8 protein-coding genes are annotated in these 16,258 nt (G+C 44.5%); 1 reads left to right on the forward strand and 7 read right to left on the reverse strand.

Annotation, left to right across the window (positions count from 1 at the left end):
- Position 1 precedes the first annotated feature (1 nt).
- From B7990_RS05335 to B7990_RS05365, 7 genes are all read right to left on the reverse strand, one after another.
- Positions 2-1,459, reverse strand: a complete 1,458-nt coding sequence (locus B7990_RS05335; RefSeq protein WP_254917336.1) for a hypothetical protein — start codon at positions 1,457-1,459, stop codon at positions 2-4.
- Between the two features lie 22 nt (positions 1,460-1,481).
- A complete protein-coding gene (locus B7990_RS05340; protein ID WP_254917337.1) occupies positions 1,482-4,421 on the reverse strand; it encodes a TIGR02171 family protein in 2,940 nt (979 codons plus the stop codon).
- A gap of 104 nt (positions 4,422-4,525) precedes the next feature.
- A complete protein-coding gene (locus tag B7990_RS05345) occupies positions 4,526-7,318 on the reverse strand; it encodes a TIGR02171 family protein (RefSeq protein ID WP_088640003.1) in 2,793 nt (930 codons plus the stop codon).
- Between the two features lie 72 nt (positions 7,319-7,390).
- On the reverse strand, positions 7,391-10,114 hold the full coding sequence (locus B7990_RS05350) for a TIGR02171 family protein (RefSeq protein ID WP_088640004.1): 2,724 nt from the start codon (positions 10,112-10,114) through the stop codon (positions 7,391-7,393).
- The gene (locus B7990_RS05355) at positions 10,111-12,960 is read right to left on the reverse strand and encodes a TIGR02171 family protein (RefSeq protein ID WP_088640005.1); all 2,850 of its coding nucleotides are present in this window, start codon (positions 12,958-12,960) and stop codon (positions 10,111-10,113) included. Before B7990_RS05355 ends, B7990_RS05350 begins: the two co-directional genes overlap by 4 nt.
- A 95-nt stretch (positions 12,961-13,055) precedes the next feature.
- Complete coding sequence (locus B7990_RS05360; protein ID WP_088640006.1) at positions 13,056-13,865, reverse strand: transglutaminase family protein; 810 nt, start codon at positions 13,863-13,865, stop codon at positions 13,056-13,058.
- A complete protein-coding gene (locus B7990_RS05365; RefSeq protein WP_088640007.1) occupies positions 13,850-15,805 on the reverse strand; it encodes a hypothetical protein in 1,956 nt (651 codons plus the stop codon). Before B7990_RS05365 ends, B7990_RS05360 begins: the two co-directional genes overlap by 16 nt.
- Before the next feature lie 156 nt (positions 15,806-15,961).
- On the opposite strand from B7990_RS05365, the gene B7990_RS05370 reads away from it, so the two are divergent.
- Positions 15,962-16,153 (forward strand): TM2 domain-containing protein, encoded by a 192-nt coding sequence (locus tag B7990_RS05370; protein WP_073422902.1) that lies wholly within the window; start codon positions 15,962-15,964, stop codon positions 16,151-16,153.
- Positions 16,154-16,258: the final 105 nt, after the last annotated feature.

Below are 16,258 nucleotides of genomic sequence, written 5' to 3' on the forward strand. Positions count from 1 at the left end.
TTTAATGCGCTGTGCGATCCATCACGACAAAAAGAGAATCACGGTACGCAACGTGCCATTTTTCGCTAGAATCAAGGGTTCCAAGCAATTTATCCCACCTCGCATAATAGCGCAAAGGAAGCACGACACGGTCGATATCCAGCGAATCGGCATCGTGGAGGAATGTTTGCGGGGACTCGGCGTACTGCAAATATTTTTCAAAAAATTCCGCCGTTTTCAAGATAAAACGTCCATCGATGAATGTCGAATCAGATGGATTCATAAACGCCAAATAGCCGCCGGCGCGATCATCGTTAAACAGCCTGCCCGAATGCGGATTTTCAAGCATCCACTGCGTCGCCGCCACAGGCACACGCTGGTACGCAACCATGGAACGGTCATAAAACGCAAGGGATTTCGCCCAAAGACCAAGGGTAAAGGCGATAAGGAGAGTAGGAAGCAGGCGGTAGGCAGCAGGCGGTAGACGATTGGGCAAACGCGAAGGTCGAACATCGTGACTCTGCTTGCATAGACATAACCGAGGCCAGCATTTGACGCCTACTGCGAAAAACACCGGCAAAAAGAGAACGAAATTGCGTTCGGCAACAAGAGCAAGAATCGCAGTTGTCAAAAGCCAAACCGATTCAGAACGGCGCAAATGACGAACCGACGCAACAATCCCCGCCAAAGAAAATACAACCATCAGCGCCGACTGCAAAACGTTCTCCCCAGCCTTCAAAAGCGTAATGGGCGAACGGTTCTCCGCAATTTCACTCGCAAAAAACGCTGCCGAAGGAGAAAGCCCTAGCAAACGGTCCAGCAAGCCAAACGGATACAGGAACAAGTTCAGTCCATCGCGATGCAAGAGCGGCATTGCAAACAGCAATACGACAAACGCACCCCAGCGACGGCTCCACCCATTCGCCCATAAAATCAAAAGTGCAAAAAGCGGGCCTAAAATATAAAGTCCCTGAAACCGGCACCACAACCATTGTATGGCTAGAATCAAGACCGCCGCCCCCGCTGTTTTCACGACATTATGCGGCTTGGCAACGCGATTCGCGCATAATCCGCGCATTTCATTTCGGGAACGGAACAACCACGGCAACACATTCCAATAAATCCCGAGAAACAACAAGCTAAAAAGCACTGGCCTAATTTCAAGCTGGTATCGGAAAATAAAGAGGATAACCACAGCAATCGCGGAAGACATCAAATTGCGGCATTTCACGCCACGCAAAAACAACGCAAATACAAGCCCCCACAATATCGCCTTGAACACGACTAAAAGCGGAGCACCGCCAACATCATAGACAATTGCCACCACCTGCTGAAAATACTCGTGTACATTCACAACAGGCTCACGCACAGGCGTCCAGGTCGTCACCCATTTGCGCGCACAGGCCAAGTGCCACCAGATATCGGTATCCGTCAGTGGGAAAACTGCAAAAAGAACAACAGAAACGATTATCAAAAACAAGTTGCAAGCCCTAGAAAGTCAATCACTTTGATTTTCGCAAAGACTTTATCAGAGAATCGAGACGCGCAGAAAATTTTTCGGCACCAAACTTATTCAAATGATCATAATCATGAGCCATCGAACTTGGGTAATCGTGATCGCCCATTTTATTTTCATCCATGAAAATAAAATTCGAATTTTCATCCTCCATTCGGCGCATTTCTTCAATCAATTTTTCTGCATGGCTACGCAGCATTCCATGACGCGAATAGGAACCTGTTTTTTTATAATACGGACTTACAGGGAATGTAACCCCAACAACTGTGATATTTTGCATTTTCGCCAAACGGACAAGATCTTTCAGCTTTTCGTAATTACTAAAGAAATCCGAAAGGCATTCATTGAAAGGATGATAGGCCAAACACATATTCACATTCGAATCCGGCATGCAATTTTCTAAATGGTAAGTCGAACGACAGATTTCACTTCTATTGTCAATAACACATTCAGCATAATCTTTATCCACCAGGCAAGTACTCCACGTTGAATCTATATCAATTTCAGCCACGCCATTTTCATCAGTCCATCCACGTTTTTCCATACTCTCAAACCAGCCTTTACGGGCAACAAACTCTTCAGCATCAACAGGTGAATTAAGCTTTACCAAATTGACAAACGAAGAATCAACCCCTTCTGGGTAAAACTCATGATTTACATCATATTCAAAGCCCAAAGAACCGCTCATATTCCTATCAACATCCGTATGCCCATCATAATTGAACCACATATCAAAATCAAGACTTACAACAACATATTTCAATTTTGGACATTGATTTGAAACATAGTTTTTAAAAAGATAATGGATGCAATGCATGTCGCAGGGAATTCCAGAAAAATTCAAGGAAGGAACACTCATATCAAGCGGATTAAAACCAGATCTCATACGAGAATTGCCAAGTCCAATCAATTCTATGGAATCCTTAAAAGTCCAGAAAGCAAGCATTTTACGGGATAATTCACTAGCAGACAGATTTTCCGCAGAAAGATACACGCCCACGCTGTCTTCGCTCCAACTAGTTTCACTCGTCGTTTTATCAAATGGTGTCCAGAAACAAGGGTGCCAAAGTTCATCGCCCTCAACAAGATTCGTTATAGAGCCTGTTTTTATATTCACCAGCGCAATTTTCTGATGCGCACCATCAAAATTTGTAAGTGTAACCACCGCAAAATTGTCTTCATTCAGGACCCATTCGCTATGATCGAATGTATAACCCTTTGGGGCAGCAACAGAAGTACGCAATTTTCCTTGCTCATCGGCAACAAGCAAACGTTCATGCACCTGATAGTTTTTTCCAACAAATTCGGTCCCAGTCTTTCCTGCAAAATCCAGAAAAAGCGTTTGTTTAGAATTCCTGTTCAATGAAGCGTTGCAAGCCTGATCGCTATTGAACCATACCGTATCGACAGCTTTGGATGTTACCGTAGACTTGTTCTTTGCAACACGGGCCCGCAATAGACGCGCCCCAGAGACAGAGAGCTTTTCATCATTGCTAATTCCCCCATGATAAGCGCCATCGAAAAGCTTAACAGGCTTGCCAAAGGCTCCCTTTGAAAAAGGAACCTGCCAAGTACTCTGCGAAAAGAAATCAGACTTTTCTTTATTGTTTCCAGCATCTGTAACATAGACAATTACCGTATCCCCATTTTCAAGGACGCGCCAACGCGGAATCGCAGCAGATTTGACATCCAGCTTAACAAGATTCGTTCCCACTTCGTTCAGATCGCGAACATAGACCGTTGATTTACCGGCAATACCTTCCAGTCCAGTACAAAACGCCACATGCTTTCCGTCCGGTGAAATATCAGGATGATAGACCTCTAGCGAATCCTTTATTTCAACAGCAACCGGAGATATCTTTGACAAATCGACATAAACCAAATTTCCAGAGACATCATTACGGAAAGCCAGTTTCAAACGGTTTGTCCCTAAAAGGGACGACAACATTTTCCTATTGGGCAAGACAAGGATATTCGAAGAAATGGCCTCCCCCGAAGCATCAAGCCAAACTGGTTTTGCGATTTTTCCATACGCTAGACGAAATCCCAAATAGTCCGAATAACTTGCACTCGTTACAGTATAGACATCGCCCCGCGAATAAAGATTTATTGTCGAAGGATCGCTCCTAAAGCTACCCCCCTTAATAACGCGTTCATCAAAGTTACCTCCATTCAAAGCACCCATATAATTTGAAATTACCGTATCCTGGAAATTTCCAAGCCAGTCATTCACCCATTCAGCTACATTACCCGACAAGTCACAAAAGCCCTTTTTATCTTTCTTCAGGCATACTTCATGTGTCGCAAAATCAGAATTACTTGAATTCCAGCTATTCGTCGAATCAAATGAAAGACCCGACGCGAACACCCATTCAGCTTCTGTCGGCAAGCGGAACGCATCAACTTCAGGCTTAAACTTAAAGCCTTCAAGCAACACACAATGGCCGTTCTTGTCAAATTGCGCTGAAGAATAGGAATAAGCGGAATCAATCCCGTTTTTTTTGCTTTTCGCATTGGCAAAGAGAACGGCATCATAATAAGTCACATTAGCCGCAGGCAGTGATTCATTGTCACAATCAAGCGTAAGGTGCCCCTTTTTCCCTCCCATAAGGTCGTTAAACTCTTTACAAGTGATTTCACTTTTGCCCAACAGAAAACTGTAATCAAAAGCAACTTCCATTTCAGGCCGTTCATTGCTTTTCGCTGATTTAAGAGCCGTACCTAGTACTACTGATTTTCCAGCAGATTTGATATAGATAAAATCATCCTTCAAATCAACATTTGAGCAATCAACATCCCATGCGAATCCATTTGTAGATTCCCCAGAACACGCCACAAGAAACAGCATTGCTACAGCTGCAATTAAAGTAAAAAAAGATCCTCTCGCATATACTCCATACATATCAAGTCCCCTTATTTTTACCATATATAGCTTTTTTAAGGAAACATCTTTAAAAGTGCGCCAAGACGCCGCGTAAATTTTGCAGCGTCAAGCGTACTTAAAAAGGATATATGCCAAAAGTTCATATTTTATTTAAGCGTTTTCAACAAGGAATCTATCCTCGCCGTTATAACTTTTGCACCCTCTAGCCCCAGATGATCTTCGTTGGAAAACTCACCTTCAGCATAGTCATGGTTACCATCCTTGTATTCATCAAGGACCTTGAAATTCGGATATTTATCAACAAGTTTCTGAACGGATTGCTTTATGATTTCTACAGCATCACGAGTTGGTCCATAGCGTCCCCAAGATATTGTTTTTGTATAATTTGGAGATTGCGGATAGATAACGCCAACAACGTTGACTTCGAAATTACGGGCAAACTCCAGTATTTCTAGAAGTTTTTGCAAGTTGTAGTTATAGCGTAATTTATCATAATCAAACCATAGCGGGTCATAATCAATAGGAGGCACATCGCTACCCCAGCCTACTGTAGTCGATTTGTACATTCCACGATGATACCCGAATAATTCATATTCATATTCATTCGGATTCAATGCCGCCTGAGATGCAGCCACCATATCGCCAATAAAACCGTCCTGCCAGTAGTTATGGTTTTTATCGTATTCATATCCAGGAATATTGGAGAACCAATCAATCCAGTTTTCATCTTTAACATACCAGCGATCATAATCCAAAGCCAGAACTATCGTTTTCAACTTCGGCATCAAAGGCAAGATATAATTTTTAACAAAGAAATTCGTACTCATCAAATCTTGAGCGGAATAAGACATATTTATAGCAAATCCTGATTTGATAAATTCAGGATCCACGCCCGCGAACGATCTGGACGAACCGATAACAACGACCTCTGCGGAATCTTTATACTTCCAGAAATAATCCATTTTTACTTTCATGATTCGAGTATAAATATTCGTTTTTTCGGTCATATAAGCACAAGCACTATCAAGATTAAGCTTGTCATCGCCACTAGGCGGGACTATCGTCTTAACCCATAAGCTCGGGTGCCAAAGTTCATCGCCTTCAGCAAGGTCAACAATGCTGCTATCAGACAAATTCACCAAAACAATTTTCCCATGAGCATAATCAGCATTTGTAAGCGTCGCAACAACAAGGTCGCTAGCACCAGAAACCCATTCCGTGTGATCAAATGCATAACCGTTCGGAGCTTCTACAGACTGGATAAGCTTACCTGTAGAATCGGCAATCAACAGCCTCTTATGCGTTCCATAATTTTCGCCAACAAATTTCTGTCCAGTTTTTCCACCAAAATCAAGGAACAGCGTACGTTTGCTGCCATCCTTAGCAATAGAGACATTGCAAGCCTGCTCTGCTTCTTTGCCATTTTTATACCATACCGTATCGACCGCTTTTCCAGAAAGATTCGAGCCTTTCGCTGCGATACGCGCACGCAATTGCTTCGAGCCAGAAACAGCAAGCCTGTCATCTTCGCTGATGCCCCCGTGATAAGCGCCATCAAACAATTTTTGGGGTTTCCCAAATTTTCCATTCGAGAACTTCACCTGCCAGGTAGAAGCCTTCTTGAAAGACGATTCTTCCGTATTGTCATCTGCATCGGTCACATAGACGATAACCGTATCGCCATTTTCCAAGACTCGCCAACGCGGAATTTCAGCGCTTTCTACATCCAGCTTGACAAGGCCAGAACCAGATTCTTTCAAATCGCGCACATAAAGAGCAGAATAGGCTTTTGTACTCTTGTTATAACTCGAGACTCCTTCATATCTCGTGCAAAAAGCAACTTTTTGACCATCTGGCGAAATTTCAGGATGATAAGCATCAAGAGAATCTGAAATTTCATTCACTGAAAGCATCCCACTCGAATAATCGATAAATGCAATATTCCCCATAGGATTATTGCGGAAAGCAAGCTTCACATGGAAAGTTCCAGTCTTTGATCGCAATGCTGCTGAATTTGCAAGAGGCGAGACACGGCTCGTAATAGCCTTGCAATCTTTTCCCATCCATTCTGCATCAGGAATCGAACCAAATGCTAGACGGAAACCAACATAGTCAGCCTTAGTCGCCGATGTAACCATGTAAGTATCACCACGATTATAGAGCTTAATTACGTCCGCCTTGCTATGGTAGCTTCCTCCCTTCAAGACACGTTCGTCATTAGAACCACCATCAGGAGGTCCAATAAAGTTCTTTACGGGCTGGTCACAGAAGTATCCGAGCCAGTCATTGACCCATTCCATTGCGTTTCCGACAATGTCACATACAGATTGGCTCGAATCCGTCTTACTGCAGACTTCATGCAATTTAAAATCAGAATTTTCAGAAGTCCACGCTTCAGACGTTTTCCAATACTTTAAAGCAACAAGAGACCATTCTGCTTCTGTCGGCAAACGATAGGCATCAACTTCTGGATGGAAGACGAAACCTTCTAAGTTTGTACAGCGCTTTTTCTCGTCAAACTCGGCACTAGTATAGGTATAGGCAGTATCTAAAAAGCCCTCAGCTTTACTACGTTCATTTGCATAAAGCACGGCATCATAAAATGTCAAATTCGTTGCCGGAATCTTATCGCTAGAGCATTCCAATTCAAGCCCAGTCAGAGGCTTCATGAGGGAATTGAACTCGCCACAAGTAACCTCATGCTTCCCAATCGAAAAGTCATAATCCATTGTGACTTTCATCTCGGGGCGTTCATTGACATTGGCCTTGGCATCGTTCGTTCCAAGACTGACGACCGAATTATCGGCATGGACAAGAAGCATTCCCGCAAGAGAATCATTCTCCGTCGTAATTTTATTGTTGGGAGAAGAAACGCCACCAGATTCCGAGCATGCAACTAGAAATAAAACAGAGAAGAAAAGAGATAATTTTTTTATCATAATAACCAAAATAGAAAAAATACTTTTCCAAAGCTAAAGAAATTAACTTAATTATTCCGTATTTTCACAAACTCATTCCAAAGTCATTAGCAAAGAATCAAGTCTATGCGTAAACAGCTTTGCCCCCACACCGCTCAAGTGATCCGCATTGTAAGCCATATCATCCGTATAGTCGTGTTCACCAAATTTGTTTTCGTCAAACACAATGGCATCGAACTTTTTAGAAGCTTCAATAAGTTCCATGGCAATACTACGACGCGGTCCATAAATACCAAACGTTCCCGTTTTCGCATAACCCGGATTCTGCGGCAAGACGGCCAATACGACCTTTAGCCCTGCTTGACGGGCTTCAACTACAATTTCTTCAAGCAAATGCTCATTTTCGGCAAATACAGGGGATTCATATGTAAGCACATTCGAATCCCTGATGCAAACGGCGGCAGCCCAGTTTCCGGTCGGCAATGAAAAATCTTCAAGTGTATAGAGAAGCTGCAAAGCGGATTCAGGACGAGGAGTTTCCTTTACGACATCCAAAAAATGTTCTGGCAGGCTATCCACCCAGAAATCATGATTTTCATCGTACATATATCCAGGAACCTTATTGTAAATCACATCAATCCAGGTCGCATTTGCATCCGCCCAGAATAAATCTGGCGATAATTCCAAAACCAGGACCTTCAATTTTTTCAAATGTTTCAGAATATAATTTTTAAACAAGTAACTCGCACCTGCCATCTGTCCCGCAGAAAAAGCCATATTCAACATATTATGGGATTTCACCTCTTTATCGCGAAGAGCAAACATCATTCTCGACGAACCGAGCGCTACAGCGGTAATTTCATTTCGATTTTCCCAGAAGCGTTCCATCTTAACGCGAAGATCCAAAGCGCCACTAGACGCCGAAGTTAGATAATAGACCCCCGCACTGTCCGTATCAAGAGTTTTACCTTCGTAGCGATTTTTGGAATGCCATAGACACGGGTGCCAAAGTTCATCGCCTTCGACAAGAGTCTTGATTGAATCTGTAGACAGATCAACCAGAACAATTTTTTGATGGGCGCCATTCAGGTTCGTAAGCGTCGCAACCACCAGATTCGAGCCGCCCAAGGCCCATTCCGTATGATCAAAGGTATAGCCTTGTGGCGCGGCCACACTATGAACAAGTTCTCCTTTCTCATTTGCAACTAGAAGCCTTTCATGGGTATTGTATGATTGACCTACATAATTAGCCCCAGTCTTGCCGCCAAAATCAAGGAATACCGTCCGGTTACTGCCATCATTAGCAAGAGAGACATTGCATGCCTGCTCTCCATTATACCAGACAGAATCTTTCCCAGACGACATTCGTACACGCAAAAGAGTAGATCCCGTAACCGCAAGCTTCTTATCAGAACTTACGCCTCCATGGAACGCCCCATCAAAAAGCTTTTGCGGTGTTCCAAATTTTCCTTTTGCAAACGGGACTTGCCATGTACTCATAGCCGCAAAGTCAGCATCCTCTTTATTATTTGCGGCACTTGAAACATAGACAATAGAGGTGTCGCCCTCATCCGTGACGCGCCATCTTGGAATCGCAGCGCTTTTGACATTCAGCTTCACAAGTCCTGAACCCGAAGCATCTAAATTTCGGACATAAATACTTGAAGTCCCAGGAACCCCTTCGACGCCCGTACAAAATGCAACAAGTTTGCCATTTGGCGAAACATCGGGATGGTAAGCCTGAATTGTATCCTTGATTTCAACGACGGAGTTGATTCCGTTTCCATAGTCGATATACGCCAAGTTGCCCGTCAGATCATTGCGAAAAACAAGCTTTGACTGGAACGAACCCGTCATGTGCTTAGTCTCATAAATTCCTAACAGCGGAATCACAACGGACTCTTTAGCAGTACCATTTTCATCAAGCCAAATCGCATTAGGGATCGGTCCTATTGCAAGCCTGAATCCTAAATAATGGCCTTTTGTCGATGACGATACCGTATAAATATCACCACGGCCATAGGTGTTTATCTGTGACGGGTCGTCCCGGAAACTACCTCCCTTGACAACGCGTTCCCCAAGACTTCCACCATCAGCGCCTCCCACAAAATTCGTTACAGGACTACTGCTAAAAAAAGTAAGCCAGTCATTCACCCATTCTAGGGCATTCCCAGCCATATCGTAAACGCCAAGATCATTTGCTGGAGAAGTTGCTACGTCCTGAATTTCAAAATGAGAATTTTGATTATTCCATCCCTTTTCAGGATACCAACCTTGACTTGCGACATACACCCATTCAGCCTCAGTCGGTAAACGAAATCCATTTACTTTTTCATGAAAAACAAGCCCATCCAAATCAATACAGCTTCCCTTTGCATCGAAAGAAGCTTTCGTATAAGTATAGACGGTATCCAAATTTTCAGCCTTGCTTTTTGCATTTGCGAAAAGAACCGCATCATAGTACGTCACATTTGTCACAGGACTCTTATCATTACACACACCACTACATTCGGCACCGGCATTTCGCCGCAAGGCACTGTACTCCGCACGGGAGACTTCATGTTCGCTTATATAAAAATTATAAGTAAAACTAGCATCCATTCTCGGATATTCACTAGCACGTCCGCCTTCTCCATTTATTCCAAGCGATGTTTTTTGACCATTCGCATTAACATAGACAAAGCCATCAAAACTGAGCACCGGCGGAGATTCAATGCCATACGGGAATTTATTTTCCTCAGTACATGAATTAAAAAAAACAAGGGAAAATAAAACAGCCGCAAGCAATCCAAAATTCATCTGAACGACATTTTTCATTTTTTTGACTCCAGAGACAGCAAAACGTCATTCAGCCGAGATGTAAGCCTCATAGCACCGGCATTGCACAAGTGGTCTTCATCAATCGCCATTTGTCCGTCATAATCATGCTTGCCCATTTTATTTTCATCCATCAACACAAAATTCGGATACTTTTTATTCAAAGCTTCTAATTCACTAATCATCTTTTGAGCAACGCTACGACGAAGGCCATAACGTCCAAAAGCACCTGTTTTCGCATACTCCGGACTCTGCGGGAAAATAAGGCCAATCACACGAACATCTCTCTTGGCGGCTTCTTTAACGATATCGATAAGCGCATTCTTGCTATCGTTATAAATGCCCTTATGTTGATCATAATAGGTGCTATCCATTTCAATTTCGGGCTTTTCTTTCCATTCCCACTGGCAATAAGCATTTGTATAGCGCCCACGATCGTTCATATAGTATTTTTCATCCGATGAACCTACAGAATTCTGTGTATATTCCAGCAAGCCTTCCGGAACACCGTCTTTCCAGTAATCATGATTTTTATCATACACATACCCTGGATAATTATCAAAAGTCGTATAGAATAAATTATCTCCATCAGGTCCATCAATTTTATACCAAAAATCAATATCTAGCGAAACAACAATATACTTCAGCTTTTTCAGATGGTTAAAGAGATAATGATTTAATAAATCCCTAGACGTATAAATAGAATTTGGTGTATGGCCAAAATTCACAGCAAAAAATTTTTCATCCAATCTAGATGGGCTAACTCCATACATGGACCTCGAAGAACCCAATATCGCCACATTAATAGAATCATGGTATTTCCAGAGAAGTTCCATTTTAAACCGCATGATAATAGAGGCCCACTCATCCGATGGATGCAAATAAACGCCAGCACTGTCCGGATCAAGTTTAGATTTTTCAGGGGCATAATTTTTTGTTCGCCAAAGACATGGATGCCAAAGATCATCACCTTCCACCAAATCCAGGATTGAACCATCCGCAACATTCACGAGAACAATTTTCAAATGGGCGCCATTTGCATTTACGACCGTAGCCACAATAAAGCCGCCATCCTTTTTAGCATCGGCATAATTCAGCGCCCATTCCGTATGGTCAAATGTAAAGCCTTCAGGCGCAGGAATAGTCTTAATAAGCTTTCCTGTACTGTCAGCAATCAGCAAACGTTCGTGCGTTCTGTAACTTTTTCCAACAAACTCAGCTCCTGTTTTTCCACCAAAATCAAGGAACGCTACACGCTTGGATCCATCGTTTGCAAGGGAGGCATTGCAAGCCTGTTCACCGTTATACCACACGGTATCGCGACCATCCGAAAGCATTTTTCCCGGATTTGCAATACGCGCACGAAGCAGACGGGCGCCAGTAACAGCAAGTGTATTGTCGTCAGAAACACCTCCGTGATACGCCCCGCTAAAAAGCTTTTGAGGCGTTCCGAATCGACCTTTTGCATACTTCACTTGCCATGTACTCTTGGATTTAAATTCCGAAGTTTCTTTATTGTTTCCCGCATCGGACACATAGACGATCACCGTATCGCCATTATCCAGAACTTTCCACCGTGGAATAGAAGCATTTCCCTTGATATTAAGCTTTATAGGTCTTGTTTTGGATAGACCCAAAGGGCGAATGTAAAGATCAGACTTTCCAGAAACGCCTTCTAGACCTGTACAAAATGCAATAAGCCTACCGTCTGGAGAAATATCTGGATGATAAGAATCTAGTGTATCTGTGATTTCAGAAACAGATAAAGTTCCATTAACGTAATCGACAAACGCCAAGTTTCCCGTTGCATCATTGCGAAAGGCAAGCTTAATATGATATGTATCAAAATTTTTTTTGATGACAGAAGCACTCGCTAACGGCATGATTCGGCTTTCACGAACTAAACCGTCATGTCCCATCCAAACCGCATTTGGGATCTTGCCGAATGCAATACGGAATCCCAAATAATCTGACTTTGCCGCCGAAGTCACAATGTAGACATCGCCACGATTATAAAGCTTGATAGAAGACGGATCGTTGCGATAGCTACCGCCCTTAATGACCCGTTCCCCAAGAACTCCGCCATCTGGAGCACCGACAAAGTTTGTAATGGTCGTATCTCTAAAATAGTTAAGCCAATCAGAAACCCATTCCTTCACATTTCCGCCCATGTCACAGAAATCACCGTGAAGGTGCGGATACGAACAAACATTTTTGGGTTCGAAATCTGAGTTCTGCGCATTCCATTCCGCAGACGGGTTCCAATCGCGATCGGCAGCCAGGATCCATTCCGCTTCCGTAGGCAAACGATATGCGTCTACTTCAGGATGAAAGACTAACCCTTCCATTGAAGTACAGTTTCCGATATCATCTATATTTGCAGATGAATACGTATAGGCCGTATCGTAGCCTTCCCGTTTGCTGCGTTCATTGGCATAAAGGACGGCATCGTAATAAGTCACCTTTGTTACAGGCAACAGATCAGAATCCTTGCCTCGGCACCGTTCGTCAAAAGTTGTCCCCATAACACTTTTAAATTCAGCGCAAGTGACTTCATGCATGCCTAAGGAATAATCATAATTCAGGGCAACACGCAACTGGGGCTGTTCATTTACTTTCGCGGAGGGCGCATAAGTACCAAGATAAGTCACCGAGCCGCCGCTTTTATGCTTTACATTCGAAGCTCTAACAACCACAAGGCCGTCATGAACCTTATCCTCTTCTATCGGAGCATGGAGCCAGACATGATCCCCCAAAAAAGTTTCACATCCAGAAAGCACAAGAACGGCCGATACTAAAAAAAGTATCTCTTTAAAAAATTTAAAACAATTACGAGCTGTGGACATTTCCCCATAAAAATAGCTTTTTACGTCTATCAAAACCAAGAACGCCCCGTTGGCATCCCTTTTAAATAAGCAGAAAAAACGTGAAATGCGCCGAGCTACAATAAATCCGGCAATCGGCTTTTTGCAACAGCCTGATTCACGCCAACACCCGGATATTCAGGGAAAAATTCTTCGGCCATGCGGTACCACGTAAGCGCACGAGGAATGTCGTTTTCAAGATACAGATTGCCGATATCAAATGCGGCAAGCCCTATGAACTGTCGTGTTTCAAGAGGCTTAAATTCAAGACCGGTCCAGGGACCTTTTTGGTACTTTTCACGGTATTCTTCATCGGTGTAGGTAAAGCCGCGACGGTTCGGTTCCAGGTTCACAAAACTGTCCGAGGTGCCGTAACGCAAAAAGACGTGTCCCGGAAGGAGAATGGCGTCGAGAGGCAAACCGCGCACTTCGGCCACCATGAGCGCAAGCCACGATAGCCCCATGCAGCCGGACTTTCTGTTTACAAGAACGCGAAGCGGGAGCACGGATTCTTTTGCAACCGCAGCCTCGCCCGCCCCGGCAAATTCGATATTCCAAAATTGCCAAAGCAGATTTTTTAGGGATTGCAAAGTATCGTGATTCACTGCGACACTGCTATCAAAATAAGCAAGCCCCGCATGCCAATCGCTAACAGAATCAAGGCAACCCGGCGCACGTTCTTCAAAAACGCAAGCCATTTCGCGATAGCTCATGGACTCGTTCTTCCCGTTCCAAAGCAGAAACGGGAGTGCAATTACAAGCGTCGCGAGGAAAAGCAGCCAGAATAGTTTGGACGAGAGACGAAAGACGAGAGACGAAAGACCCTTCTCTAGTCTTTCGTCTGTAACGAGCTTCGCGAGCGTTCTTTCGTCTAGAAGCCGTCCCATTCCATCGGGCTTTGCCAGTAGTCGCGAGCGGTCATCATGTAAATCACGAGACGCTTGCTCAGCATGTCCTTTTTCATCTTCTTGAGGCGAGCGCGAACGCCAGGGCCACCGCCCCAGCTCGTAAGCACCTGCACATCAAGCCCCGTTGCATAAGCAAGCAGAGAACCCGGGCCACCGCTCTTCTGGTCCACAGATTCAAACACGCCCGTGAAAGAATCGCCCATCAAGAGGATCGGTGCATTTTTGCCGCCCTTGTAAGCCTTGTCGCCCTTGTAGATTTTCATGCCTGCAAGAGTATCGGCAGCATACTTGGACTTTTCCTTATCCGGCAAGTGAGCGACCAAGTCCCCTTCGCGCAGCACTACCGTATCCTTCATCACGAGGCTACCCGGTTGCGGATTCGCATCGGCATACCAGCTGTACTGCGTCACGCGAGAAGCAAGCTGTTCCATTGCAGCAAGCATGCCCGGCAGCGCCCAGTGCGTATCGTAGCGCTGGTAGCTGTAATGCGGAGCGTCATCGCCACTGCGGGCCGCCATCAGCGACGGGTAAAGGTCAAGTACGTCAATCCCAGCCGCAAGCATTTCACGGATAAATTCACGACCATTTACGTTCACGCACAAATCTGCAGGTGTTCCCTTTACAAGCATGTCTGCATAAATTTCTTCTTTCACAGGAACCGGAACCACGAGAAGCTGAACATTCATGGAATCCAAGTACTGCTTGAGTTCAATCATTCTCGGAAGCGGATTGTGGAGGCTATCCTGACCGCTAATTTTATCTGCAACAAGATAGTTTGCATTGCGACGGAACCAAAGCATTCCGTTATCGGCCCAGGCATTCTGTTCCTTCGGGAGCTTCGAGAGTTTTTTCTTCAAGGCTTCGCGGAACTTCTTTGTCGCAGGCGTTGCAGGGCAGCTATTTTCCATAGCGGCAAGCGTTTCCAAACGAGCATAAGAACTCGTATCAAGGGTACGGTTCACAGGCACCACTTCGCCCGCAGCAGCAAGAGAATCAGCCACGGCAGCAGCACGGAGCTGTTCATCCGTCAAGCGGAACGCAGGAACTTCAAACGCCACCCACATAGGCTTACCCATCGGGTTTCCGCGCATCACTGCAAACGGACGATTAGCGCGGGAATTTTCCCAAATGGCACCTGGAGTATGTTGTTCCAAGTCCGTATTCAAAGTCGGATACCAGTAAGACGAGAGCGTACGCGCCCAGTTCATCGCCTCTTCACTGTTCATCTCGGCCGTCATGTAGTAGTTCAAGACTTCCGCAGACTCGCCGCCCGAAACAAACTTGAGTTTACCGTAAAATGGAGCACGGCCTGTCCAGACAGCAGGCATCACTTCGGCCCACCATTCAATTTTGCCCTGATTATCACCTGTTCCAGGCACTCCCCACAAACGACTTACAGTCTGGAAAGCGCGGAAAACATCAGGTTCATTCCACTTGACCGCCTCAACTTCATTCAAAGCCTTTGCAAGGGCATCATCGCCCGTCTGCGCATAGAGAATTTTCGCAAACGGTTCCCACGCAATCGGAGCTACACCGGCAACAGCCTCCGGTTCGTATTCCGAAATCGAGTCGAGCATCGGGAAAGGGTATTCAGCAAGTTTTGCATTTGCCATTTTGCCCGTGTAATTTTCAGGCTTTTCATCCATACCCGCCATGCGAATCGGATTCGAAAAATACGCTGCAAAATCGAGAGCCGCAAGAGTTGGCTTCTCGACGACACGCACTTGCTTATCAAAATCAAGCACACGCATTTCAAAGACAGCGACTGGAGCAACAGGCATCGGAGGAATGTAATCCGGGGTCTTTGATTCAGCTGCTTGAACGGAAGGATTGACAGACGGAGCTGCACAAGATGCAGCAAGGAACATACCCGCAGAAAGCCCTGCAAGGCACAAAAAAGAAGTCGATATTTTTTTCATTTTCACGAAAGGAATAATAATAAATGTTTAAGTAGATAGATATGGTCATTAGTTATTAGTTGATGGTTATTGAATATTTCTAATGACTATGGACCATTGACTAGCGGCTATTCCGCACATTTTCTAAATTGTACTCGTAAAAAACAAGGAGCCTTTATGCCTTCTACTGGTGAACACAACAAATGGATTGCCCTTGCCCTCTGTATTCTGCTCGGATACCTGGGTTTGCATCGCTTTTACGAAGGGAAGATCTGGACAGGAATCTTGTGGCTTTGCACCGCAGGACTCTTTGGCGTAGGCGTTGTCGTTGACGCCATCTTGATCGTCATGAAACCGGAACATTATTAATTAGTTATTAGTCAATAGTCAGTAGTTATTAGACTTGTCATCCTGAGCGGAGCCTGTAAAGGCGTAGTCGAAGGATCCAGTCAAATTATTAATTAGTTTAGTAGA

Origin of the sequence: Fibrobacter sp. UWB4, assembly GCF_002210345.1 — a bacterium.
In the GTDB taxonomy this organism is placed as follows: Bacteria; Fibrobacterota; Fibrobacteria; order Fibrobacterales; family Fibrobacteraceae; genus Fibrobacter.

Excerpts from the sequence above, each read along its gene's own strand:
- B7990_RS05370 (WP_073422902.1), top strand. The coding sequence starts at position 15,962 with ATGCCTTCTACTGGTGAACACAACAAATGGATTGCCCTTGCCCTCTGT.
- B7990_RS05360 (WP_088640006.1), bottom strand. The coding sequence starts at position 13,865 with ATGGGACGGCTTCTAGACGAAAGAACGCTCGCGAAGCTCGTTACAGAC.
- B7990_RS05365 (WP_088640007.1), bottom strand. The coding sequence starts at position 15,805 with ATGAAAAAAATATCGACTTCTTTTTTGTGCCTTGCAGGGCTTTCTGCG.
- B7990_RS05355 (WP_088640005.1), bottom strand. The coding sequence starts at position 12,960 with ATGTCCACAGCTCGTAATTGTTTTAAATTTTTTAAAGAGATACTTTTT.
- B7990_RS05340 (WP_254917337.1), bottom strand. The coding sequence starts at position 4,421 with ATGGTAAAAATAAGGGGACTTGATATGTATGGAGTATATGCGAGAGGA.
- B7990_RS05350 (WP_088640004.1), bottom strand. The coding sequence starts at position 10,114 with ATGAAAAATGTCGTTCAGATGAATTTTGGATTGCTTGCGGCTGTTTTA.
- B7990_RS05345 (WP_088640003.1), bottom strand. The coding sequence starts at position 7,318 with ATGATAAAAAAATTATCTCTTTTCTTCTCTGTTTTATTTCTAGTTGCA.